Raw genomic sequence first — 22,640 nt, forward strand, 5'->3', positions numbered from 1 at the left:
GGGTTTACGCCGCGTCGCCGAGGTCGTTCCGGACGATGCGGGTGGGCCGGCTGCTCTGCGTGGCCCGTATCTCAAGTAAGCCCTGGCCGACGAATCGCGTCATGCCGCTGAAATTCGGGACTTGACAGCTGGCGGCGATCCCGATAGGGGCATGCCGCCGATCGGCCCTCGATCCTGTGCTGAAGAGCAGGAACGCCCCGCTACTCCACCACCGCCACCGTCGTCCCCGCCGTCCCGAACGCCCACAGCGCCGAGCTGTCGGACGTCTTCATGCGGATACCGCCGGTCTGGACGCCGGACGCGGCCGGTGGGGGCGAGGAGCCGTCGACCGCGGCGGAGAAGGCGATGTTGACGCCGGACTTGGCCGCGAAGTACACGACGTGCTCGATCTCCACGCCGTCGGAGCCCGTGGTGGCGTCCGTCCGCGTCCCGACCGTGTACGTACCGGGATCCGGGTCGACCGTGCCGGGCCACACGGTGAACGTACGGCGGGCGCTGTCACTCGCGTCGACCAGCCATATGCGCCGCTCACCGAGGGAGTAGACGATGCGCCGCCCGGTGCCGGAGCCGTCCGGTACCGCAGCGGGCCGGGATGGAGTCGGCGCGGCCGAGGGCTGCGCGCTCGCGGACGCCGAAGGGCCGGGCCGGGCGGCCGCGGCCGTGGGCCGGGGGCCCTGTTCGGCCTGGACGGCCAGAACGCCGACCCCCGCGATCGCCCCCACGGTCAGGCCGGTCACCCAGGCCCACGTGGGAAGCCGTCGGGCAGGCACGGGCACGCATCTCCTCAGTCTCCGACCCCCGATGCCGGGGGTCGGATCATCGTACTGTGAGGAGCCGAGCCCCCATCCCTCAGTCCAGCACCGGCAGCAACTCCGGCAGGTGTCCGTCCGAGGCCGCCGCCGCCCGCTGCCGCTCCTCCGGCACCTCGCCGTACAGCGTCGTACGGGGGCGGGCCGGGCGGCCGGCCGCCTCGGCGACGGCCACCAGGTCGCGCACCGACTTGTACGAGCCGTAGGAGGAGCCCGCCATGCGGGAGATCGTCTCCTCCATGAGTGTGCCGCCGAGGTCGTTCGCGCCGGAGCGGAGCATCTCCGCCGCGCCCTCCGTGCCCAGCTTCACCCAGCTGGTCTGGATGTTGGGGATGTGCGGGTGGAGGAGGAGGCGGGCCATGGCCGTCACCGCGCGGTTGTCCCGCATGGAGGGGCCGGGGCGCGCGATGCCCGCCAGGTACACCGGGGCGTTGGTGTGGATGAACGGGAGCGTCACGAACTCCGTGAAGCCGCCCGTGCGTTGCTGGATGCCGGACAGGGTGCGCAGGTGGCCGAGCCAGTGGCGGGGCTGGTCGACATGGCCGTACATCATCGTCGACGACGACCGGATGCCCAGCTCGTGCGCCGTCGTGATCACCTCGATCCACGTCGCCGTGGGCAGCTTGCCCTTCGTCAGGATCCAGCGGACCTCGTCGTCCAGGATCTCCGCCGCCGTGCCGGGGACGGAGTCCAGGCCCGCCTCCTTCGCCGCCGTCAGCCACTCGCGGATCGACATGCCCGTGCGGGTCGCGCCGTTGACGACCTCCATCGGCGAGAAGGCGTGCACGTGCATGCCGGGGACCCGGTCCTTCACCGCCTTCGCGATGTCGAAGTACGCCGTCCCGGGCAGGTCCGGGTGGATGCCGCCCTGCATGCAGACCTCCACCGCGCCGACGTCCCACGCCTGTTGGGCGCGGTCCGCCACCTGGTCCAGCGACAGCGTGTACGCGTCGGCGTCCGTGCGGCGCTGCGCGAAGGCGCAGAAGCGGCAGCCGGTGTAACAGACGTTGGTGAAGTTGATGTTGCGGGTGACGATGTACGTCACGTCGTCGCCGACCACCGACTTGCGGACGTCGTCGGCCACGGAGCACAACGCGTCCAGCGCCGGGCCGTCCGCGTGCAGCAGCGCCAGCGCCTCCTCGTCCGTCAGGCGCGTCGGGTCGTCGGCCGCCGTCGCCAGCGCCGCGCGCACGTCCGTGTCGATGCGCTCCGGTGCCATGCCGGGGGCGGCCGCCTCACGCAGGGCGCCCCAGTCGCCGTACACCTCGTCGAAGTCGTCTCGGCGGTCCGACGTACGGCCGTCGGTGTCGATGGTGCGGTGCAGGTCCGTACGGCCGGACGCCTCGAACACCTCCTCCGGCTCCTGCCACGGACGGCCCTCGACCACGGCGTCCGGCACCGCCAGCCCCGTCTCCGGGTCCGCCAGGGCGCGGACGTGCGGCAGCAGTCGTGGGTCCAGCCAGGGTTCGCCGCGCGTGACGAACTCCGGGTACACGCACAGCCGTTCCCGCAGCTCGAAGCCGGCCGCGCGGGACTTCTCGGCGAGTTCCTCGATCTGCGGCCAGGGGCGTTCGGGGTTGACGTGGTCGATGGTGAGCGGGGAGACGCCTCCCCAGTCGTCGATGCCGGCGCCGATCAGCCGCTCGTACTCGCTGTCGACCAGGTTGGGCGGGGCCTGGAGGCAGGCCGCCGGCCCCATGATGTGCCGGGCGACCGCCACCGTGGCGACCAGCTCGTCCAGTTCCGCGTCCGGCATGCCGCGCATCGCGGTGTCCGGCTTGGCGCGGAAATTCTGGATGATCAGTTCCTGGATGCCGTGGTACGACCGGGAGACACGGCGCAGCGCGAAGAGGGACTCGGCGCGTTCCTCGTACGTCTCACCGATCCCGATGAGGAGCCCGGACGTGAAGGGGACGGAGGAACGCCCGGCGTCCTCCAGGACGCGCAGGCGTACGGCGGGTTCCTTGTCCGGGGAGCCGTAGTGCGGGCCGCCGGGCTCGGACCAGAGGCGCTCGGCGGTCGTCTCCAGCATCATGCCCATGGACGGGGCCACCGGCTTCAGCCGCTGGAAGTCGGTCCAGGTCATGACCCCGGGGTTGAGGTGGGGCAGCAGGCCCGTCTCCTCCAGGATGCGGATGGAGATGGCGCGGACGTAGGCGATGGTGTCGTCGTAGCCGTGCGCGTCGAGCCACTCGCGCGCCTCCGGCCAGCGGTCCTCGGGCTTGTCGCCGAGGGTGATCAGCGCCTCTTTGCAGCCCAGCGCGGCGCCGCGCCGGGCGATGTCGAGGACCTCGTCGGGGGACATGAACATCCCGTGTCCCGCCCGGCGCAGCTTGCCGGGCACGGTGACGAAGGTGCAGTAGTGGCACTTGTCCCGGCACAGCCGGGTGAGGGGGACGAAGACGCTCTTCGAGTACGTGATGACGCCGGGGCGGCCGGCCGCCTGAAGGCCCGCGTCCCGCACCCGGGCGGCGGAAGCGGCGAGGTCCTCGAGGGCCTCGCCGCGGGCCTGGAGCAGTACGGCCGCCTCGGTGACGTCGAGGGCGACGCCGTCACGGGCGCGTTTCAGGGCGCGACGCAGGGAGTTCTCGGTGGGTCCGGTTCCGGAGGTCGCGGAAGTCGTCATCCTTCGAGCATACGGTCGAGGTGATCAGGGCCGGGCGGTCAGTCCAGGAAGCCGCCGTACCCGTCCAATGCCCGCAGCACCTCCGCCTCCCCGGCCGGCGGCAGCTGTACGACGACCTCCTCGATGCCCAGCTCCGCATAGTGCGCGAGCTTGCCCGGGGTGGGGTGGACGGCGTACGGCACGACCTGCAACGCCTCCGGGGTGCGGCCCGCGTCGGCCCAGGCGGTGCGCAGCAGGGGCAGCGACTCGGACAGGCCGCGCCCGCCGATGGGCAGCCACCCGTCGGCGTACTCGCAGATGTGCGCGAACAGCTTCGGCCCGGCGGCACCGCCGACGAGGGTGCGCGGCCCGGTGACCGGCCCGCGCGGCTTCTGCACCGGCTTGGGGTAGGCGAAGCTGGCCCGTACGCTGCCGAACTCGCCCTCGTACGCGGTCGGTTCCTCCGACCACAGCGCGCGCATCAGCGCCATCCGGTCCCGGACCAGCTCACGCCGCGTCCGCCATTCCACACCGTGGTCGGCGGCCTCCTCGACGTTCCAGCCGAAGCCGAGGCCGAGGGTGAAGCGGCCGCCGGAGAGGTGGTCCAGGGTGGCGATCTGCTTGGCCAGGCCGATCGGGTCGTGCTGGGCGGCCAGCGTGATGCCGGTGCCGAGGCCGAGGTGTTCGGTGACGGCGGCGGCCTGGCCGAGCGCGACGAAGGGGTCGAGAGTGCGGCCGTACTCGGGCGGCAGCTCGCCGCCCGCCGGGTACGGCGTGGTCCGCTCGACGGGGATGTGGGTGTGCTCGGGCAGGTACAGCCCGGCGAAGCCCCGCTGCTCCAGCTCACGGGCGAGCCGGGTCGGGGTGATGGTCTCGTCGGTGAGGAAGACGGTGACGGCGATTCGCATGACCCCTCTCTACCCGGGGACACCTCATCTGTCCATACCGACCGGTCGGCAGGTCTTCTGCGGCGCGCTGCGCGTGCGGCGCCGTAAGCCCCCGATTCCCTTACTGTGCCCGTAAGTTCACGCGCGTCCCCGAAACTGGGGGCATGTCTGAGGACCACGGTGGCATCGGCAGACGTGCGCTGGTCGTGACGGGAGCGGCGACCGCCCTTACGTTGGGTGGCGTGACCTTCGCGAGCGGCGCCGAGGCCGCGGACGGCGACCAGGAGACGCGGACGGTACGGGGCACTCTTCCGGCCGGTTCGCCCGACTTCGTGTACGTACCGCTGGACATCCCTTCCGGGGTACGGGAGCTCAAGGTCGCGTACACCTACGACCGGCCCTCCGTCCCGGCCGGCACCGTGGGCAACGCCCTCGACATCGGCATCTTCGACGAACGCGGCACCGAGCTGGGCGGCCGGGGCTTCCGGGGCTGGTCGGGAGGGGCGCGCACGGAGTTCTTCATCCGCGCGGACGAGGCGACGCCCGGCTACCTCCCGGGGCCGGTCCGCCCCGGCACCTGGCACATCGCACTGGGCCCGTACACGGTGGCGCCGCAGGGGCTGACGTACGAGATCACGATCACGCTGACGTACGGCGAGCAGGGCGAGGCCCCGGACGTGGTCCACCCGCCGGAGCGGGCGAAGGGCCGGGGCCGGGACTGGTACCGGGGCGACTGCCACCTGCACTCCTGGTACTCCGACGGCCGTCGCACCCCGGCGGAGATCGCGGCCCTCGCGCGTGCGGCGGGCCTGGACTTCATCAACACCTCCGAGCACAACACGCATGCGTCCCACGCCCATTGGGCCGACGTGGCGGGCGACGACCTGCTGGTCCTGCTGGGCGAGGAGGTCACGACCCGCAACGGTCACGTGGTGGCTCTGGGTGTCGAGCCGGGGACGTTCATCGACTGGCGTTACCGGGCCCGCGACAACCGCTACGGCCGTTTCGCCCGCCAGATCCGCCGCGCCGGCGGCCTGGTGGTCCCGGCCCACCCGCACGCCACGTGCATCGGCTGCAACTGGAAGTTCGGCTTCGGCGAGGCGGACGCCGTCGAGGTGTGGAACGGGCCGTGGACGCCCGACGACGAGATGTCGCTGGCGGACTGGGACAGCATGCTGGTGTCGTCGGTGCGGAACGGGCGGGGCTGGATCCCGGCGATGGGCAACAGCGACGCCCACCGGGACCCCGATGTCGTCGGCCGTCCGCAGACGGTGGTGCTGGCCGACGATCTCACCCGGGAGGCGATCCAGGAGGGCATCCGCGCGGGCCGCTCGTATGTCGCCGAGTCCAGGAACGTCGTCCTGTCCTTCACGGCTTCCGGCGGGCGGGGCGAACACGCAGGCATCGGCGAGCGGTTGGAGGTGGACCGCGAGACGCCGGTGACCGTCCGCCTGGAGGTCAGCGGCGCTCCACGCTGCACCGTCCGGTTCGTCACCGACCAGGGGGTGCTGCACACGAGTGCGCCCCTGCCGGTGACCGGTTCGGGCGTCGTGGAATGGCGTACGACGCCTTCTTACGCGGCTTACGTACGGGCGGAGCTACGGCACGAGGCGGCCCTGGGACCGCTGCCGGGGGCGCTGGCGGCATTCACGAACCCGGTCTTCCTCGGTTCGCTCACTGCACGGTGACGGTGTACGTCGTCCGCTCGGCGACCGGCCGGGAGACGGGCGCGGTCGTGGCCGCGACCGCGGCGGCACGGCCCGTTGTGGACCGGGGCACTCGATGTCCCCTCAGTACTGGGACAGGGCCGAGGGCCGTTCGGTGAACGCCGGCATCGTGGTCAGCTCACCGTCCGTCGTCCGGACGCTGTTCGCCTGCGTCCGGACGAGCTGATCGCTGCCCGCGTAGGCCCCCTTGGCCAGGTGGACCTTGGTCGCCAGCTCGTGCAGGGCGTCCCTCAGCGTACGGGCCTCGGCCTCCCAGGCCGTTGCGAAAGCGTTGAAGGCCGGTGCGGACGCGGCACCGCCCAGGGCGTCCTGCGGGTAGCGCACCGTGGGGGCGACGGCCTTGCGGATCTTCTCCGCGTCGTCACCACAGCCATCCAGCTCCCCGGCCGGCCCGGACATCTTCGTGGTGGCTACCCGGTAGCCCTGCCCAGCAGGCATCGTCTCCCCCGTCCTCGTCCTGTCGGCATTCTCAACTCAGCCGTCTGCAAACGGCATTGCAAACGATCGGCCGACGGAGGCTAGCATGCGCCCCCCGAAGTGGAGCCGGTCGGCCACCGGCGGACGCGAGCGCCGCGGCGCAGGCCGATCAGTTCGGCGACCGCGTCCAGCCAGCGGGCGGCACGCACCTCGCCCTCCGGCATGGTGACGGCCTGCGCGGCGGTCTCCAGCCAGTCGCGCAGGTGCGCGGACGCGGCTCGGGAGGGGAGCGGCTCGGGCAACTGCGCGGCGTACGCCAGACCGCCGGACCGGACGATCTCCGCCACGTACGCCACCGAGCGCGGCACGACGCCGAGCCGGTCGAGGGTGACGGCGGCCGCGATGGCGCCGTCACCGAACAGGGCGGTGCGGAAGGCGTCCTGGGTCAGTCCGTAGCGCAGCAGCACGGACACGTCGGTGGCGGCGAGGATCTCGTCGTCGGTGCGGGTGGCTGTGGTGTGGGGCATGGGGCCTCGGTTCGGGTCCGGGTCAGCGGACGGTGATCTCGTACAGGAAGTACGCGACGTCGTCGTCCGGCGTGCCGGTGGCCGTGGGTACCGGGCCGGAGACGGGGGCGGCCGACGAGGAGGGCGAGGCGGTGGCCTGCGCGGCGCTGTGGCAGAGACCGCTCGGGCAGTACAGCAACTTCACGGTCGTACGGCCGGACGCCACAGCAGCGAAGTCGAAGTACTGGGTGCCGTCCCCACTGCCGGCCACGCCCGGATCGCCGCCCTCGGTGTCCTCCCGCTTGCCGTCGTACTTCAGGACGTCCGAGTCCGGGCGCGGGTCGGCCAGGTACCAGTTCTGCCCCAGGTTGGGGTTGGCGGGGACCTCGAGGGTGAAATCGTCGCCCTTGTCGACCGTGATGGAGCGTTCCTGAACACCGAACTCGGTGCCGGAGCCGCCGCCACAGCCGGTCATGGCGGTCAGGCCGAGGAGGGTGAGGGCCGCGACGGTCGCTCGGCGGGCTGCTGTTGATGTGCGCACGGTCAGTCCTGCTCGATGTAGACGCGGTTGACGTTGTCGAAGCGGTCGTCGCTGGCGGCGCTCAGATCGCCGTTGACGAAGTCCTCCTCGCTGACCCAGGTGGTGGTGCCCCAGGGGTTGTACACCTGGAGCATGTCACCCTCCTGGCCGATGATCATCATGCCGTGGCCGACCCAGCCGTCCTCGTCCTCGCCCTCGATGTTGATGGGGACGGGCTTGCCCTCGGCGACGGACTTCTGGACGTCGGTCAGGATCTCGCGACGGTCGTCGGCACTGTTCATGTCGCGCGCCTCGTAGCTGTCGCCGGTGTGCGGGCTCAGCTCCTGGTCGGAGATGTCCACCTGGCCCTCGGAGTCCATGCCGGCGGGCTGCCGGTTCCACCACCAGCCCTCGTTCGAGCCGTCGCCCTCCTCATGCAGCCGGTACTGCTCGTCGTGCAGCCGCTGACGGAAGTGTTCCGGGTCGTCGTCCTGGCCGGTGGGTCCTCCGGTCAGTTCCAGGGCGTACACCGGGTCGACCATGGCACGCGCGGTGACCGTGGAGGACGGCACGCAGGTCGCGGCGTCCTGCGACCAGCTCTCGTCGTCCAGCGTCTGCTGCTCCTGCCCCGTGGCGGAGTTGGTGCTGACCGGCGCCAAGTGCTCGCGCAGCCACTCCGCGTCCTTGCCGTGGATCTTGCCGCCGAACTCCTCGACCTGTTTCACGTCGTAGCCCGCCGCGAGGGCCTTCATGAGATAGGCCTTCTCCTGCGGGGACGACGCGTCCGCCAGGAGCGTTTCCACCCGCTCCCGCTCGGCGGGCGAGAGACGCTCCATTGCCCGGCCCGCCCGCTCCAGGTCGTTCGCGGTGAGGATCTCGTTCAGCTCGGGATCACCGCCGACGTTGCTCGTGTCGGCCAGCATCAGCCGGTCCACCGCGGACAGTTCGTCGGTGCCCATCTTCCCGGTACGCGCCTCGGCGGCCCACTTGTTGAGCTCGCGGGCGGCGGCGCGCGCCGCGTCGTCGGCGGCGACCGCGGCCTTGTGCATCAGGTCGACGCCGTCGGCGGCGAAGTGGCGGGCCGTCAGCCGGTCCCACTCCTCCTCGTCGTCCTCGTGCCAGTCGTCGAAGAAGCCGTCCCGGCTGCCGAGTTGGGCCTTCGCGTCGTTCAGCTTGGCACGCCCGTCGGCGTCCTGCTGCTGCGCGTCCTTGACCGTGTCGGCCAGCGTGAGCAGCGCCCTCGCGCCGCCCTGGAACGCCTCCGCCATCTCCATCACCGCACGCGACGCGGCACTCACCGCATCCGAGGCGAGGACGCTCGTGTCGCCGGCCCAGACGTCCGGCAGACCCTTGCGGGACACCTTGTCGACCCGTTCGCACAGGGCACCGATCTCGTCCAGCTGGTCGCGGTACCGCTTGCCCAGCGACTCCAGCGTCACCGGGTCACCCTCCGGTGGGGACACGCCGAGCGCCTGGTCGATGAGATCCAGCAGATCGTTCTTGCTTCCGGCCTTCGGGATGCTCTCGCACAAGCCCGTCAGCCTGCTACGGCGGTCGGTCGTGGACTCCGTCACCGCACGGTCCCAGCCATCGCCGTTCCCCCGTTCCCCGTCCCCCGGCGGCACGGCTTACCGCGGTGGGCCCTGAATACGATCATGCGGGCGAGACGCTAACACGGGTGGCGGGCAGGCCCATCGGTGGATCACACACCTCCCACATCGCTTGCACACCGGCACGGCCGGGGCTGCCGGTCTCGCCTACGCAGCAGCCGCGTCCGCCAGGTCGGCGACGACCGCCGCGTGATCGGAGGGCCACACCCCGTCGACCGGCCCGTCTCCCGCCCGCCGCACGTCCCGCACATGGCCCAGGCCGTCCGGACCGGGCCGCCCGACGTGGATGTAGTCGATCCGCACCGCCGGGTCCGGCCCGACATACGGGTTCGCCGGGTCCCAGGTGGCCGACGGGGCGGCCGGGTCGGCGTACTCCCAGGCGTCGATGAGGGTCTGGCGGGGGACGGCCGGAGCCGTCTTGCAGCCGCCGAAGAGGCGGATCTCGTCGGAGTCCGGCCAGGCGTTGAAGTCCCCGGTGACGACCGGCGGGAACGGCGTGCCGCCGCGGTGTTCGGCGACGAACTCGGCGAGTGCGGTGACCTGTCGGCAGCGGGTGGCCGAGGCGTGCAGGGCGGAGGTGAGGTGGGTGGTGAAGAAGGGCACCTCATAGGCGGGGGCGGCCAGCCGGGCGTACAGGGCGAGCCGGCCGTCGTCGGCATCCGCCGGGGCGGGGAGCGGGAGGACGGCCTGCTCGGTGACGGGCCAGCGGCTGAGGACGGCGTTGCCGATGCCGACGCGCTCGTCACCGATCCGGCGCTGCCAGCGCTCCGGGGCGTGCGACGGGCCCCAGGCGCAGTGCAGGCCGAGTTCCCCGGCGAGCCACTCGGCGAGGTTCTCGCCGTCCGCGTCCCACACCTCCTGGAGGCCGACGACATCGGGGCGCAGGTCCCTGAGTGTGGCGAGGATCGCCTTCTGCCGTTCCGCCCAGGGGCCGAACCGCCACCATAGATTCCAGGTCACGACCCGCATGGCCACCGCCCTCGTCGCACCGCGTCCGAGGGACCATTGAATCAACAACCGCCCCGGCCACGACACAGGAGCCGCACGGATCATGCCCCGTCTCGCCGACCTCAGATTCCGCGCCGCCACAACCGTCCAGCGCCACCTCGCCAATCCGCTGATGCGCCGGCTCCCCCTGCACGCGGTCCTGGAGACCACCGGCCGCACCTCCGGCCTCCCCCGCCGCACACCGGTGGGCGGGCGCCGCGTCGGTGACTCCTTCTGGCTGGTGTCGGAGTTCGGCGAGCGGTCCCAGTACATCCGCAACATCCGGGTCGACCCGCGGGTCCGGGTGCGGATCAGGGGGCGCTGGTACGAGGGAACAGCTCACCTCCTCCCCGACGACGACCCCGTCGCACGCCTGCGCACCCTGCCGCGCCTCAACAGCGCGGCGGTCCGGGTGGTCGGGACGCAGCTGCTGACGGTGCGGGTGGATCTGGCGGACGGCGAGGCCCGCACCTGACGGCCGTTCGGGGGAAGCCGGCGCGTGGCGTGCGGGGGCCCGGTCCCCGAAGTCGTACTTTCACGTCGTATGAAGGACGTATCCGGAGACTGTGAGCACGCGCCCACCCGTCGCACCGCACTCGCCGGGCTCGTCAGCGGTGCCGGGGCCGTACTGGCCACCGGCTGCACTCCCACGGGCGCGGCGCCGGCGACCCGCGCCACGGCGACGAACTCCGCCTCGACGGGCAGCCCCACGCCCGGCGTGATGACGCTGTTCAACGACCCGGGGTTCAACTTCAACGGGTTGATGGCGCTCGGTGGGTCCGGCCAGGGCTCCGCCGAAGTGGGCGAGGTGCTCACTGCCGTCAACGCGATCAACAAGGCGCGCCTGTCATCGCAGTCGTACGTCGAGACCTTCAAGAAGCTCGGCGACCAGCTCATGGCGGCGCCCGAGGGCAGCAAGCCCGACGACCAGACCACACGCTGGCGTGCGCTGCGCGCCGCGCAGTACTACGGCCAGGCACTGTTCTTCGTCCTCGGCTCCGACGACCCGGGCAGCGAGGAGCAGCTGTACAAAGCCGGACGCGGCGCCTGGGACAAGTTCTGCGGCCTGTGCGACCCGGCGCCGGTGACCGCGAACGTCCCGTACGGGAAGACGCCACTGCCCGTGTGGTTCTTCCGGCCGGACGAGTCCGAGCAGCGCCGACCCACCGTGATCCTCACCAACGGCAGCGACGGACAGAACGTCGACATGTGGACGTACGGCGTCCCGGCCGCCCTGGACCGCGGCTGGAACGCCCTCGTGTACGACGGGCCCGGCCAGGGACAGCTGCTCTTCGTGGACCAGGTGATCTTCACTCCGACCTGGGAGAAGGTCGTCGGCCCGCTCGTCGACTGGCTGGTCGCCCGTGAGGACGTGGACCCCGACAGGATCGCCCTGACCGGGCTGAGCATGGCGGGCGACCTGGCACCCCGGGCCGCGGCCTTCGAGGACAGACTCGCCGCCGTCGTGGCGATGCCCGGCTGCCTGACGCCCTGGCTGGGTTTCCCCCCGGAGATCCGGGAGATCCTCACGCCGAGCAAGAAGGAGACCAACAACATCTGGAACAAAGAAGTCGTTCCCGAGTTGCCTCCGGCCGACGCCGCGACGCTGAAGAAGCGCTTCGAACCCTTCTCCGTACAGGCGATGCTCGACGCCCGCCAGGGGAGGACGTTCACCGACTTCTACACGCCCGCCAAGCGCATCGAGGCGCTGGACATCACGGACGTCGTGGGCCGGATCAAGATGCCCGCGCTGGTCCTGGACTACGAGGCCGAGCAGTTCTACCCCGGCCAGGCCCGCCAGATGTTCGACAAGCTGACCTCGCCCAAGGACTACGTGAAGCTCACTGCGGCCACCGGTGCGCAGCTGCACTGCTCCCCGATGGCCCCGCAGCTGCACTGCGAGGTCGTCTTCGACTGGCTGGACGGGACGCTGTCAGGCCGCTGACCTCACCCCGGCCACACGATCGCCTGCACCTCGCTGTACGCGTGCAGTGCGTACGAGCCGACGTCCCGGCCGACGCCGCTCTTCTTGAAGCCGCCGAACGGGGCCTCCATGTTGCGGCCGACGGTGTTCACGCCGACTCCGCCGGCCCGCAGGCGGCGGGCCACGCGGAAGGCGCGGGCCACGTCGCCCGACCACACGTAGTCGATCAGGCCGTAGTCGCTGTCGTTCGCCAGAGCCACGCCCTCGTCCTCCTCGTCGAAGGGGATCACGACGACCACCGGGCCGAAGATCTCCTCCCGGGCCACCCGCATGTCGTTCGTGCAGTCGGCGAGCAGGGTCGGTGCCACGTAGAAGCCCCGGTCGAGTGCGGGCCGTTCGCCGCCCGTCACCACCACCGCGCCCTCTTTGAGGCCCCCTTCGACGTACGACTCCACCCGCCTCCGGTGCTCCGCCGAGATCACCGGGCCGACGACCGTGGCCGGGTCGCGCGGATCGCCGACCTTCAACCGGCCGGCGTACGCGGCCAGTTGCCCGACCAGACGGTCGTACACCCCGCGCTGCGCCAGCACCCGCGTCGGCGCCGTGCAGATCTGGCCGCTGTAGAAGGAGAACGTCGTGCCGATCCCGGACACCGCCGAACCGAGGTCCGCGTCGTCGAAGACGACCGCCGCACCCTTCCCGCCCAGCTCCATCAACTGCCGTTTCATGGACCGCCCGCACACCTCGGCGATGCGCTGCCCGACGGCCGTCGAGCCGGTGAAGCTCACCATGTCCACATCGCCCGACGCGACGGCGGCCTCCCCGACCTCCACCGACCGTCCCGAGACGACGTTCACGACCCCGCGCGGCACACCCGCCTCCGCCAGCGCCTCCGCCATCCGGTACACCGACAGCGGATCCTGCGGCGCCGGTTTCACCACCACCGTGTTGCCCATCGCCAGCGCCGGGGCGACCTTGCCCGCCGGGTTCGCCCAGGGGTTGTTGTACGAGGTGATGCAGGTGACGACCCCGACGGGCTGACGGACGGCCAGCGCGCCCATCACGCCGGCCTTCCCCATCGGCCCGGCCTCGTTGATCTGCGGCGGGATCGCCCACTCCGCCGGCTCCACGCGCGCGTACCGCCGGAAACGGGCCGCGCCCACGCCCACCTGCATGCCGCGGGCCGTCCCCGTCGTCGCCCCGGTCTCGGCCTGGGCCAGCTCGGCATACGGCACCAGACGGCTCCGAATGATGTCCGCAGCCCGTGCCAGGACCGCCGCCCGCTCCTCCGCGGGCGTGCGCGACCAGGGCCCGAAGGCCTCGCGGGCCGCGGCGCAGGCCGCGTGCACCTGATACCGCGAGGCCTCCGGCGCCCAGCCGACGGTCTCCTCGGTCGCGGGGTCGATTACGGCGTAATGGCCGCCCTCCGGCTCGACCCACTCCCCGCCGACGAACAGCCGCCGGCTCACCTCGTGCTCACCGTCCGCGTGTCCCGCCCCGAGCGCAGCACCCGCCCCGGTACCGCCCCGCTCACCACGTCGTCCCGGATCGCCTCCACCCCGTTGACCCAGACGGCCCGCACGCCGAGCGCCCTGGAGTCCAGGCGCGGGCTGTCTCCCGGCAGGTCGTGCACCAGGGTGGCCTTACCGGCGTCGATGCGCTCCGGGTCGAACAGGACGAGGTCCGCATGCCAGCCCTCCGCCACCCGGCCCCGCTCCCGCAGGCCGAACAACCGCGCCGGGTCGTCCGTCAGCATCTTCACCGCCTGCTCGAGCCCGACCAGCTTCCGCCCGCGCAGACAGTCCCCGATGAACCGGGTGGTGTACGGCGCCCCGCACATCCGGTCCAGATGGGCTCCCGCGTCGGAGCCGCCCAGCAGGACGTCCTCGTGCTGCCAGGTCTCGGCCCGCAGCGCCCAGGACGCCGGGTCGTTGTCGGGGGGCATGGGCCACAGGACCGTACGGAGGTCGTCGTTCGCGCAGATGTCGACCAGGCAGGCGAAGGGGTCCTGGCCGCGTTCCGCCGCGATGTCCCGGACGACCCGGCCGGTCAGCCCGGCGTTCGCCTCGCTGTACGTGTCGCCGATGACGTACCGCCCGAAGTCCGCCAGCCGCCGGAAGACGCCGGCTTCCTTGCTGTCGGCCCTGCGCAGCATCTCGGCCCGTACACCCGCATCGCGGAGCTTCTCGATCCGCTCGGGTACGGGCAGGCCCAGGACCGGGCCCCAGCCGGGGATGAGGTTCAGCGCGCAGAACGTGCCGAGGGACATGTTCATCGGCGTGAGGATCGGCATGGTCAGCGCCACCACCCGGCCGCCCGCCTTGCGCGCCCGTTCACCGGCGAGGAGCTGGCGGGGCACGCGCTCGGGGACGGCCGCGTCGATGGTCAGAACGTTCCAGTTCAGCGGCCGGCCCGCCGCCGCGCTCATCTCCACGAACAGATCGATCTCGGCGTCGCTGAACTGGTCCAGGCAGCCCGCGACGATCGCCTCGATCTGCGTTCCCTCGTGCTCGCCGACCGCCCGGGACAGAGCCAGCAGCTCGGCGGGCTGCGCGTGCCGGGAGGCGACCGGCTTCCCGTCGCCGTCGGAATGGGTGGACGACTGGGTGGTGGACAGGCCCCACGCCCCCGCGTCCATCGCCTCGTGGAACAGCCGGAGCATCGCCGCGAGCTGCGCCTCACTCGGCTGCCCGCCCACCGCATCCGGCCCCATCACGTACCGCCGCAGCGCGCAGTGCCCCACCATGAACCCGGCGTTGACCGCGATCCGCCCCTCGAGGGCATCCAGATACTCACCGAAGGTGTGCCAGCTCCACGGCGCCCCTTCCTCCAGCGCCACCAGCGACATGCCCTCGACCTTGGACATCATGCGACGGGTGTAGTCGGCGTCCTCGGGGCGGTCGGGGTTGAGCGGGGCAAGCGTGAACCCGCAGTTGCCGGCGGCGACCGTGGTCACTCCGTGGTTGAGGGAGGGGGTGGCGTACGGGTCCCAGAACAGCTGGGCGTCGTAGTGGGTGTGCGGATCGACGAAGCCGGGGGCGAGGACGAGGCCGGTGGCGTCCTCGACCGACCGGGACTCCTCGGTGATCTTGCCTACGGCGGCGATACGCCCATCCCGTATGCCGACGTCGGCGGTGTACGCGGGCGCGCCGGTGCCGTCGACGACGGTCGCGCCTTTGATGACGTGATCGAGCATGAGCCTTGCCTCCTGACTCCGGGCCGGTGGAGATACCTAGGGGCGCGGGGCTGTATCGATATGCGGCTCCGCCGCGTGGGCGCGACCAGCCACAAACAACCGGCAGCCGCGAACGCTCCTCAGACACCCCTCCGGAACCGCGTAGTCCGATGCACGGGATCCGTGTCGATCTTCGGAATCACGTGCTCCCCGATCAGCCGAATCGTCTGCAACGTCTCCTCCTTCGGCACCCCCACCGGCAGCCCGAAGCTCAACTGGTCGGCCCCCGCCTGCTCCCACCGCTTGCACTGCCGCAGCACCTCGTCGGGGTCACCGCAGACCAACAGCTCCTCCTCGATGAGGACTTCGACGAACTCCTCCGTGTACTCGGGGAGCGTCTCCGGCCACACCGGGAAGCCCTCGGGACGCGGGAAGGTGTCGTGGTACCGGAACACCAACGACGGCAAGTAGTGCAGCCCGCCGTTCGCCGCGATCCGTATCGCCTCCTCGTGCGTCGGCGCGCAGATCGCGGTGGTCGTCACCATCACGTTGTCGTTGACGAAGTCCCCGATCGGCTCGGCCTCGACGACCGCGGTCTTGTACTGCTCCAGCACCCACTCCATGTCGGAGACCTTCTGCACGCTGAAGCCGAGCACGCCGAGCCCCTTGCGGGCGGCCATCGCGTACGAGGGCGGCGACCCGGCCGCGTACCACATCGCCGGGTGCGACCTGCCGTACGGCTTCGGCAGGACCTTCCGCGGCGGCAGCGACCAGTGCTTGCCCTGGAAGCCGGTGTACTCGTCCTGGAGCCACATCTTGGGGAACTCGGCGATGGTCTCTTCCCAGATCTCCTTGGTGTAGTTCATGTCGGTGATCCCCGGGAGGAAGCCGAGGATCTCGTGGCTGCCCGCGCCGCGTCCGCTGCCGAACTCGAAGCGGTTCTCGGTGAGGTGGTCGAGCATGGCGACCTTCTCGGCGACCTTCACCGGGTGGTTGACCTGGGCGAGCGGGTTGAAGATGCCGGAGCCGAGGTGGATGCGCTCGGTGGCGTGGGCGAGGTAGCCGAGGAAGACGTCGTTGGCGGAGAGGTGGGAGTACTCCTCCAGGAAGTGGTGCTCGGACGCCCAGGCGTACTTGAACCCGGACCTGTCCGCCTGGATGACGTACTCGGTCTCCTCCATCAGCGCCTTGTGCTCGGCGAGCGGGTCGGTCTCGGCGCGCTTGCCCACGTATCCCTGTACAAAGAGCCCGAATTCCAAGGAGGTTCACCGTCCCGGGTCTTTTCTGATGTACCGTCAGGTTTCTTCACTGCCGCCGACTGTGGCACCGGGGGTGCACACCGTCAATAGCTGATGGACCGTCAGATAATGCTGACGCCGGCCAGCCACCCCCCGTCGATCACGAACGGCTGCCCGGTGATGTACGAGGAGTCCTCGCAGGACAGGAACAGCGCCAGCCGCGCCACCTCCTCCGGCCGCCCGATCCGCCCCAGCGGCACCATCCTGCGGTACAGCCCGTCCAGGGCCTGCGAGGTCTGCACGGGGTCCGCGTCCGGGTCCAGGAGCGCCGGGTTGGACATGGCCGTGTCGATGGCACCCGGGCACATGGCGTTGACGCGGATGCTCCGGTGGGCCAGCTCCAGGGCGGCGACCCGGGTGAGGCCGATGACGGCGTGCTTGGTGGCCGCGTAGGTGCCGACGGCCGCCATGCCGGTCACGCCGGTGTAGGAGGCGGTGTTGACGATCGTGCCGCCCGTCTCGAGGTGGGGTGCCACGGTCTTCATGCCCAGAAAGCAGCCGACCTGGTTCACCTGCACGACCTGCATGAACTCCTCGAGGGGAGTGTCCACGAGGGCGTTGAAGCGCAGGATGCCGGCGTTGTTGACGAGCCCGTCGACCCGGCCGTACGCCTCCTCGGTGGCGGCCACCGCGGCGCGCCAGTCGTCCTCCCGTCCCACGTCGAGATGGACGTACCGGGCTCCGATCTCCTTGGCGAGCGCCTCGCCCGCGTCGTCCAGGACATCGGTGACGACGACCTCGGCGCCCTCCTCCCGGAACAGCCGGGCCTCCTGCTCCCCCTGCCCGCGCGCCGCACCGGTGACGATCACGACACGTCCGTCCAGCTTGCCCATGCGTTCTCCTCACAGGTACGGAGCCACGTCGGCGCCGAATGCGGTCATCTGGTCGGTGAGTTCGGCGCGGCTCCGGCTGCGGAACCGCACCTGGATCTGGTGCACGCCCATCGCCCGGTAGGCCCGCAGGGACTCGGCGAGGGCGTCGGGGTCACCGGTGAGGGTGCGGCGGCCGACGTCCCAGGTGGGACGGCCGACGTAGAGCGGCTCGGTGAGGGCGCCGATGGTGAGCGGGGCCTCGATGCCCGCCTTCGCCCGCTGTGCTGTCAGCCGGGCGATCTGTCCGGGCAGCCGGTCCCGCGGGTCGCCCTGGGGCAGCCAGCCGTCGCCCTTGAGCGCGGCCCGGCGTACGGCGGCGGGTGAGGAGCCGCCGACCCAGAGGGGAACGCTCGGCTGGGCGGGCCGGGGACGCTGACCGAGATCGTGGAACTCGTACAGCTTGCCGTGGTGTGCGGGGAACTCGTCCGGGCCGAGGGCGGCCCGGAGTGCGTCGACGGACTCGTCGAGTACGGCACCGCGCTGCCGGAAGTCCACCCCGAGCGCCGCGAACTCCTCCGGCACGTGCCCGGCGCCGACCCCCAGGATCAGGCGACCGCTCGAGAGATGATCGAGGGTGGCGTACTGCTTGGCGGTGATCAGGGGGTGCCGCAGCCCGACGACGGCGACATGGGAGAGGAGCCGGACGCGTTCGGTGACCGCCGCCAGATGGGCGAGGGTGGCCACGGGGTCGTACCACACCGTGCTCATCGCGGGCGCGAGCCGGCGCGGGATGGCCACGTGGTCGCAGCAGGCGACGTAGTCGAACCCGGCGCGGTCGGCGGCGCGGGCGACGGCGACGAGGTCGTCGGGGCCGGCGGCGGCCTCCCAGGGCTCGGTGTAGAGGGTGCTCTGGGACTGGACGGGGAGCTGGATGCCGTAGCGAAGGCTCATGGCCCGACCCACAGGCCGTCGTCGGTCAGCCCGAGCAGCTCGATGGCGTTGCGCCGTACGATCCGCTCCACGACGTCCGCCGCCAGGTGCCCCATCTGGGCCTCACCGACCTCGCGGGACTTCGGCCAGGTGGAGTCGGAGTGCGGGTAGTCGGTCTCGTAGAGGACGTTGCCGACTCCGATGGAGTCCAGGTTGCGGAGCCCGAAGGCGTCGTCGAAGAAGCAGCCGTAGACGTGCTCGGCGAACAGCTCGGACGGCGGCCGGTGCACCTTGTCGGCGACACCGCCCCAGGCGCGGTTCTCCTCCCAGACGACGTCGGCGCGCTCCAGGATGTACGGGATCCAGCCGATCTGGCCTTCCGCGTACATGACCTTGAGGTTCGGGAACCGCTCGAACTTGCCGCTCATCAGCCAGTCGACCATCGAGAAGCAGCAGTTGGCGAAGGTGATGGTGGAACCGACGGCGGGCGGGGCGTCGGCGGAGGTGGAGGGCATACGGCTGCTGGAGCCGATGTGCATCGCGATGACCGTGCCGGTCTCGTCGCAGGCGGCGAGGAAGGGGTCCCAGTCGTCGGTGTGGACGGAGGGCAGGCCCAGGTGCGGGGGTATCTCGGAGAAGGCGACGGCCCGGACGCCGCGCGCCGCGTTGCGCCGGACTTCTGCCGCCGCCAGCCCGGCGTCCCAGAGGGGGATGAGCGTGAGGGGGATGAGCCGCCCCTGCGCCTCGGGCCCGCACCACTCCTCCACCATCCAGTCGTTGTAGGCGCGGATACAGAGCAGACCGAGCTCGTGGTCGGCGGCCTCGGTGAAGGTCTGGCCGCAGAAGCGGGGAAAGGTCGGGAAGCAGAGGGCGGACTGGACGTGGTTGACGTCCATGTCGGCGAGACGGGCGGGGACGTCGTACGAGCCCGGCCTCATCTGCTCGTAGGTGATGATCTCCAGCTTGATCTCGTCCCGGTCGTAGCCGACGGCGGTGTCGAGGCGGGTGAGGGGGCGGTGCAGGTCCTCGTAGACCCACCAGTCACCGAGCGGGCCGTCGTCGCCCGGCTGCCCCATGACCGGCTTGAAGCGGCCGCCGAGGAAGGTCATTTCCTTCAGGGGCGCGCGGACGGTGCGCGGGCCGATGTCCAGGTACTTCTTCGGGAGCCGGTCCTGCCAGACGTTCGGGGGTTCGACGGTGTGGTCGTCGACGGAGATGATCTTCGGGAAGGAGGTGTCCATGGAGGCAAGGTAGCGCTTGATCTGACGACCCGTCAGCTACGTGGATGGCCCCTTTCTCGGACCCCGGTACGTGTGAGAGATCTGTGAACCCCGTTCGTCGCCTTGTGATCGGCGTCTCCCGCGGCTGACGCATCTGCCGTGGACAAGGCAGACTGACATGGTTGCTCAGCATGTCTAGGGGGACGGCGATGGACGACGGGCTACCGCGAGTGCCGGAGCAGCGGCGGCCGGGCTCTGATGCGCAACCGGCGGCGCTGCGGTTCGCCGTGCTCGGACCGGTGCGCGCCTGGCGCGGCGAGGAGTCACTGAACACCGGTTCCCCACAGCAACGCGCCCTGCTGGCAGCGCTGCTGCTGCGCGAGGGCCGTACGGCGACCGCGGCGGAGCTGATCGACGCGCTGTGGGGCGACGACCCCCCGTCCCAGGCCCTGGCGGCACTGCGGACGTACGCCTCCCGGCTGCGCAAGGTCCTGGACGCCGGCGTCCTGGTCAGCGAGTCGGGCGGCTACGCGATCCGTTCCGTCGCGGACGGGGCGCTGGACCTGGCGGTGGCGCAGGACCTGGCGACGGACGCGGAGAAGGCGAAGAACGCGGGGGACCTGTGCCGGGCGCGCGAGCTGCTCGGGCGCGCGGTGGCCCTGTGGGACGGCGAGGCGCTGGCGGGCGTACCGGGGCCGTACGTGGAGGCGCAACGAGTGCGCCTGGAGGAATGGCGGCTGCAACTCCTCGAATCCCGCCTGGACATGGACCTGGAACAGGGCTGCCACGCGGAGGCGGTCTCGGAGCTGACGGCGCTGACGGCGGCGCATCCGCTCCGCGAACGCCTGCGTGAGCTGCTGATGCTGGCGCTGTACCGCAGCGGCCGACAGGCGGAGGCGCTGGCGGTGTACGCGGACACGCGGCGGCTGCTGGCGGACGAGCTGGGGGTGGACCCGCGCCCGGCCCTACGGGAGCTGCAACAGCGGATTCTGCAGGCGGACCCGGGACTGGCGGAGCTGTCGGCACCGGTTGCGGAGCCCGCCGCTACTCCCGTCCGTCCGGCCCAACTCCCCGCAACTGTCCCCGACTTCACCGGCCGCTCCTCCTTCGTCGCCGAGCTGAGCGAGGTGCTGGCGTCGGCGGAGGGCCGGGTGATGGCCGTCTCGGCGCTCGCGGGCATCGGCGGCGTCGGCAAGACGACACTGGCGGTCCATGTCGCCCACCAGGCGCGGTCGGCGTTCCCGGACGGGCAGCTGTACGTGGATCTGCAGGGCGCGGGCGCCCGGGCCGCGGAACCGGAGACGGTACTGGGTTCGTTCCTCAGGGCTCTGGGGACGGCGGACTCGGCGATCCCAGACTCCCTGGAGGAGCGCTCGGCGCTGTACCGGTCGGTGCTGGACGGCCGACGGGTACTGGTGCTGCTGGACAACGCCCGCGACGCCGCCCAGGTACGTCCACTGCTGCCCGGGACCTCCGGCTGCGCGGCACTGGTCACCTCCCGCGTCCGGATGGTGGACCTGGCCGGTGCCCACCTGGTCGACCTCGACGTCATGTCCCCCGACGAGGCGCTGTCCCTCTTCACCAAGATCGTGGGCGAGGAACGGGTCGCGTCGGAACGGGAGGCCGCCCTCGACGTGGTGGCGGCGTGCGGTTTCCTGCCACTGGCGATCCGCATCGCCGCGTCACGCCTGGCGGCCCGCCGCACGTGGACGGTGTCGGTACTGGCGGCGAAGCTCGCGGACGAGCGACGCCGGCTGGACGAGCTGCAGGCCGGGGACCTGGCGGTGAAGGCGACGTTCGAGCTGGGCTACGGACAGTTGGAGCCTGCCCAGGCACGGGCGTTCAGGCTGCTGGGGCTGGCGGACGGGCCGGACATTTCCCTGGCGGCGGCTGCGGCGGTGCTGGACCTGCCGGTGGAGGAGACGGAGGACTTGCTGGAGTCCCTCGTCGACACCTCGTTGCTGGAGTCGGCGGCACCCGGCCGGTACCGGTACCACGACCTGGTGCGGCTCTACGCGCGTGCGTGCGCGGAGAGGGATGAGCAGCCGCCGAGTGAGCGGGATGCGGCTATGTCGCGGTTGCTGGACTTTTATCTGGCTACGGCGGCGGGGGTGTACGCGATCGAACGGCCGGGGGATCGGCTGGTGGACGACCTGGAGGCCACGGATTACCCGGGGCTGGTCTTCACCGACGGATCGGCGGCTCTGGACTGGCTCTACACCGAGGCGGCTCCGATACTGGCCTGCGTACGGCAGGCGGCGGGTACGGAGCGTTTGCAGCGGGCGGTGGATCTGCTGTGGGCCTCCAGGGACCTGGCCGAGTCGGGCGCGAACTCCCACCAGTACGAGACCACAGCTGTGGCCATGCGCGAGGCAACGCAGGCGGCTGGGGACGTCCGCGCGGAGGGCAGGGCACGCAATACCCTCACCGGCGTTCTGCTCGTCTCCGGACGTATCCAGCAGGCCGCGCAGGAGGCACGGCTCGCCATGGAGTGCTCGACCGCGGCCGGGGACTCCACCGCCTCCAGCTGGGCGGCTCAGGATCGTGGGCTCATCGCACTTCACCAGCACCGGTACGCGGACGGCAAGGTCTTCTTCGACCAGGCCATAGAAGGCTTCCGGACAGCGGGCAACGGGCTTTGCGAAGCGACCGCTCTGTGCAACCTCTCGCGGGCCCATATGGGGATGGGCAACACGGCCAAGGCCATCGAGTTCGCTCAGCACGGCCTCGCCGTGCACATCGAGGTGGGCAGCACGATGCGGCTGGCGAACGGGCACTACGCCCTGGGCGTGGCCCTGACCAAGGCCGACCGGCACGCGGAGGCACTCAGCCAGTACTCGGAGGCCCTGACCATCTTCGTGGACCACCGGCAGCGGCTCTGGGAAGGGACCACCCACTTCAGGATCGCTGAAGCGCACATCGCAGCCCGTCGGCCCGCCCGGGCAGCCCAGCACGCCGAACAGGCCCTCGCTATCGGGTGCATCGGCGGCGACCGGATGCGGGGCAATGTCCTGACCCTCCTGGGACGAGCGCTGTCCACCCTGGGCCAGCTGGACCGGGCAAGGGCCTGCTGGCGCGAGGCACTCAACCTCTACGAAGAGAACGGCGCCCCAGAAGCCGATGAGGTACGCGCCCTCCTCACGCCGACTGCGGCGGCATAGAGAGCGGGCTTCGCACCGGATAGTCACGGACGTTCAGCGTTCGTTTATCTCC

At 71.2% G+C, this 22,640-nt stretch carries 18 protein-coding genes; 4 read left to right on the forward strand and 14 right to left on the reverse strand.

What is annotated here, in order from left to right; genetic code table 11:
• Positions 1 to 200: 200 nt before the first annotated feature.
• The 3 genes from ACFV7R_RS12080 to ACFV7R_RS12090 all read right to left on the reverse strand — a co-directional run bounded on the left by ACFV7R_RS12080 (position 201) and on the right by ACFV7R_RS12090 (position 4,322).
• The gene (locus tag ACFV7R_RS12080) at positions 201 to 776 is read right to left on the reverse strand and encodes a hypothetical protein (protein WP_385262759.1); all 576 of its coding nucleotides are present in this window, start codon (positions 774 to 776) and stop codon (positions 201 to 203) included.
• A gap of 73 nt (positions 777 to 849) precedes the next feature.
• Positions 850 to 3,435 (reverse strand): bifunctional FO biosynthesis protein CofGH, encoded by a 2,586-nt coding sequence (locus ACFV7R_RS12085; protein ID WP_385262761.1) that lies wholly within the window; start codon positions 3,433 to 3,435, stop codon positions 850 to 852.
• 38 nt (positions 3,436 to 3,473) lie between these two features.
• Positions 3,474 to 4,322: an LLM class F420-dependent oxidoreductase gene (locus ACFV7R_RS12090; protein WP_385262763.1), complete on the reverse strand. Its 849-nt coding sequence runs from the start codon at positions 4,320 to 4,322 to the stop codon at positions 3,474 to 3,476.
• 143 nt (positions 4,323 to 4,465) lie between these two features.
• Here ACFV7R_RS12090 and ACFV7R_RS12095 point away from each other — a divergent pair, with 143 nt between their 5' ends.
• Positions 4,466 to 5,989 carry a CehA/McbA family metallohydrolase gene (locus ACFV7R_RS12095; RefSeq protein ID WP_385262764.1) on the forward strand — a complete coding sequence of 508 codons (1,524 nt, stop codon included), beginning with the start codon at positions 4,466 to 4,468 and terminating at the stop codon, positions 5,987 to 5,989.
• Between the two features lie 102 nt (positions 5,990 to 6,091).
• Here the strand turns inward: ACFV7R_RS12095 and ACFV7R_RS12100 are convergent, their stop codons facing one another.
• From ACFV7R_RS12100 to ACFV7R_RS12120, 5 genes are all read right to left on the reverse strand, one after another.
• Positions 6,092 to 6,466 carry a hypothetical protein gene (locus ACFV7R_RS12100; protein WP_385262767.1) on the reverse strand — a complete coding sequence of 125 codons (375 nt, stop codon included), beginning with the start codon at positions 6,464 to 6,466 and terminating at the stop codon, positions 6,092 to 6,094.
• A gap of 80 nt (positions 6,467 to 6,546) precedes the next feature.
• Positions 6,547 to 6,972 carry a hypothetical protein gene (locus tag ACFV7R_RS12105; protein ID WP_385262768.1) on the reverse strand — a complete coding sequence of 142 codons (426 nt, stop codon included), beginning with the start codon at positions 6,970 to 6,972 and terminating at the stop codon, positions 6,547 to 6,549.
• Between the two features lie 22 nt (positions 6,973 to 6,994).
• The gene (locus tag ACFV7R_RS12110) at positions 6,995 to 7,492 is read right to left on the reverse strand and encodes a protease inhibitor I42 family protein (RefSeq protein ID WP_385262769.1); all 498 of its coding nucleotides are present in this window, start codon (positions 7,490 to 7,492) and stop codon (positions 6,995 to 6,997) included.
• Between the two features lie 2 nt (positions 7,493 to 7,494).
• Positions 7,495 to 9,045, reverse strand: coding sequence for a peptidoglycan-binding protein (locus tag ACFV7R_RS12115; protein WP_385262772.1), 1,551 nt, complete (start codon positions 9,043 to 9,045; stop codon positions 7,495 to 7,497).
• A 183-nt stretch (positions 9,046 to 9,228) separates the two neighbouring features.
• On the reverse strand, positions 9,229 to 10,050 hold the full coding sequence (locus tag ACFV7R_RS12120; RefSeq protein ID WP_385262775.1) for an endonuclease/exonuclease/phosphatase family protein: 822 nt from the start codon (positions 10,048 to 10,050) through the stop codon (positions 9,229 to 9,231).
• An 82-nt stretch (positions 10,051 to 10,132) separates the two neighbouring features.
• Here ACFV7R_RS12120 and ACFV7R_RS12125 point away from each other — a divergent pair, with 82 nt between their 5' ends.
• Positions 10,133 to 10,543, forward strand: a complete 411-nt coding sequence (locus ACFV7R_RS12125) for a nitroreductase/quinone reductase family protein (RefSeq protein ID WP_385262777.1) — start codon at positions 10,133 to 10,135, stop codon at positions 10,541 to 10,543.
• A 69-nt stretch (positions 10,544 to 10,612) separates the two neighbouring features.
• Positions 10,613 to 12,013 carry an alpha/beta hydrolase family protein gene (locus ACFV7R_RS12130; RefSeq protein WP_385262779.1) on the forward strand — a complete coding sequence of 467 codons (1,401 nt, stop codon included), beginning with the start codon at positions 10,613 to 10,615 and terminating at the stop codon, positions 12,011 to 12,013.
• Between the two features lie 2 nt (positions 12,014 to 12,015).
• On the opposite strand, the gene ACFV7R_RS12135 is transcribed toward ACFV7R_RS12130, so the two are convergent.
• From ACFV7R_RS12135 to ACFV7R_RS12160, 6 genes are all read right to left on the reverse strand, one after another.
• Positions 12,016 to 13,461 (reverse strand): aldehyde dehydrogenase family protein, encoded by a 1,446-nt coding sequence (locus ACFV7R_RS12135; protein ID WP_385262781.1) that lies wholly within the window; start codon positions 13,459 to 13,461, stop codon positions 12,016 to 12,018.
• On the reverse strand, positions 13,458 to 15,188 hold the full coding sequence (locus ACFV7R_RS12140; protein WP_385262783.1) for an amidohydrolase family protein: 1,731 nt from the start codon (positions 15,186 to 15,188) through the stop codon (positions 13,458 to 13,460). The genes ACFV7R_RS12135 and ACFV7R_RS12140 overlap by 4 nt, the downstream gene beginning before the upstream one ends.
• 119 nt (positions 15,189 to 15,307) lie before the next feature.
• Positions 15,308 to 16,426 carry an LLM class flavin-dependent oxidoreductase gene (locus tag ACFV7R_RS12145; protein WP_385262786.1) on the reverse strand — a complete coding sequence of 373 codons (1,119 nt, stop codon included), beginning with the start codon at positions 16,424 to 16,426 and terminating at the stop codon, positions 15,308 to 15,310.
• Positions 16,427 to 16,527: 101 nt separating this feature from the next.
• Positions 16,528 to 17,298 (reverse strand): SDR family NAD(P)-dependent oxidoreductase, encoded by a 771-nt coding sequence (locus tag ACFV7R_RS12150; protein ID WP_385262789.1) that lies wholly within the window; start codon positions 17,296 to 17,298, stop codon positions 16,528 to 16,530.
• Positions 17,299 to 17,307: 9 nt separating this feature from the next.
• Positions 17,308 to 18,228, reverse strand: coding sequence for an LLM class F420-dependent oxidoreductase (locus tag ACFV7R_RS12155; protein WP_385262791.1), 921 nt, complete (start codon positions 18,226 to 18,228; stop codon positions 17,308 to 17,310).
• Positions 18,225 to 19,448, reverse strand: coding sequence for an amidohydrolase family protein (locus ACFV7R_RS12160; protein WP_385262793.1), 1,224 nt, complete (start codon positions 19,446 to 19,448; stop codon positions 18,225 to 18,227). The genes ACFV7R_RS12155 and ACFV7R_RS12160 overlap by 4 nt, the downstream gene beginning before the upstream one ends.
• Positions 19,449 to 19,618: 170 nt before the next feature.
• On the opposite strand from ACFV7R_RS12160, the gene ACFV7R_RS12165 reads away from it, so the two are divergent.
• Entirely contained in the window at positions 19,619 to 22,588 is a 2,970-nt protein-coding gene (locus ACFV7R_RS12165; RefSeq protein WP_385262795.1) for a BTAD domain-containing putative transcriptional regulator, read from the forward strand.
• The last annotated feature ends 52 nt before the right edge of the window (positions 22,589 to 22,640 follow it).

The sequence above is a fragment of the Streptomyces sp. NPDC059866 genome (genome assembly GCF_042731325.1).
Classification (GTDB): domain Bacteria; phylum Actinomycetota; class Actinomycetes; order Streptomycetales; family Streptomycetaceae; genus Streptomyces; species Streptomyces flavusporus.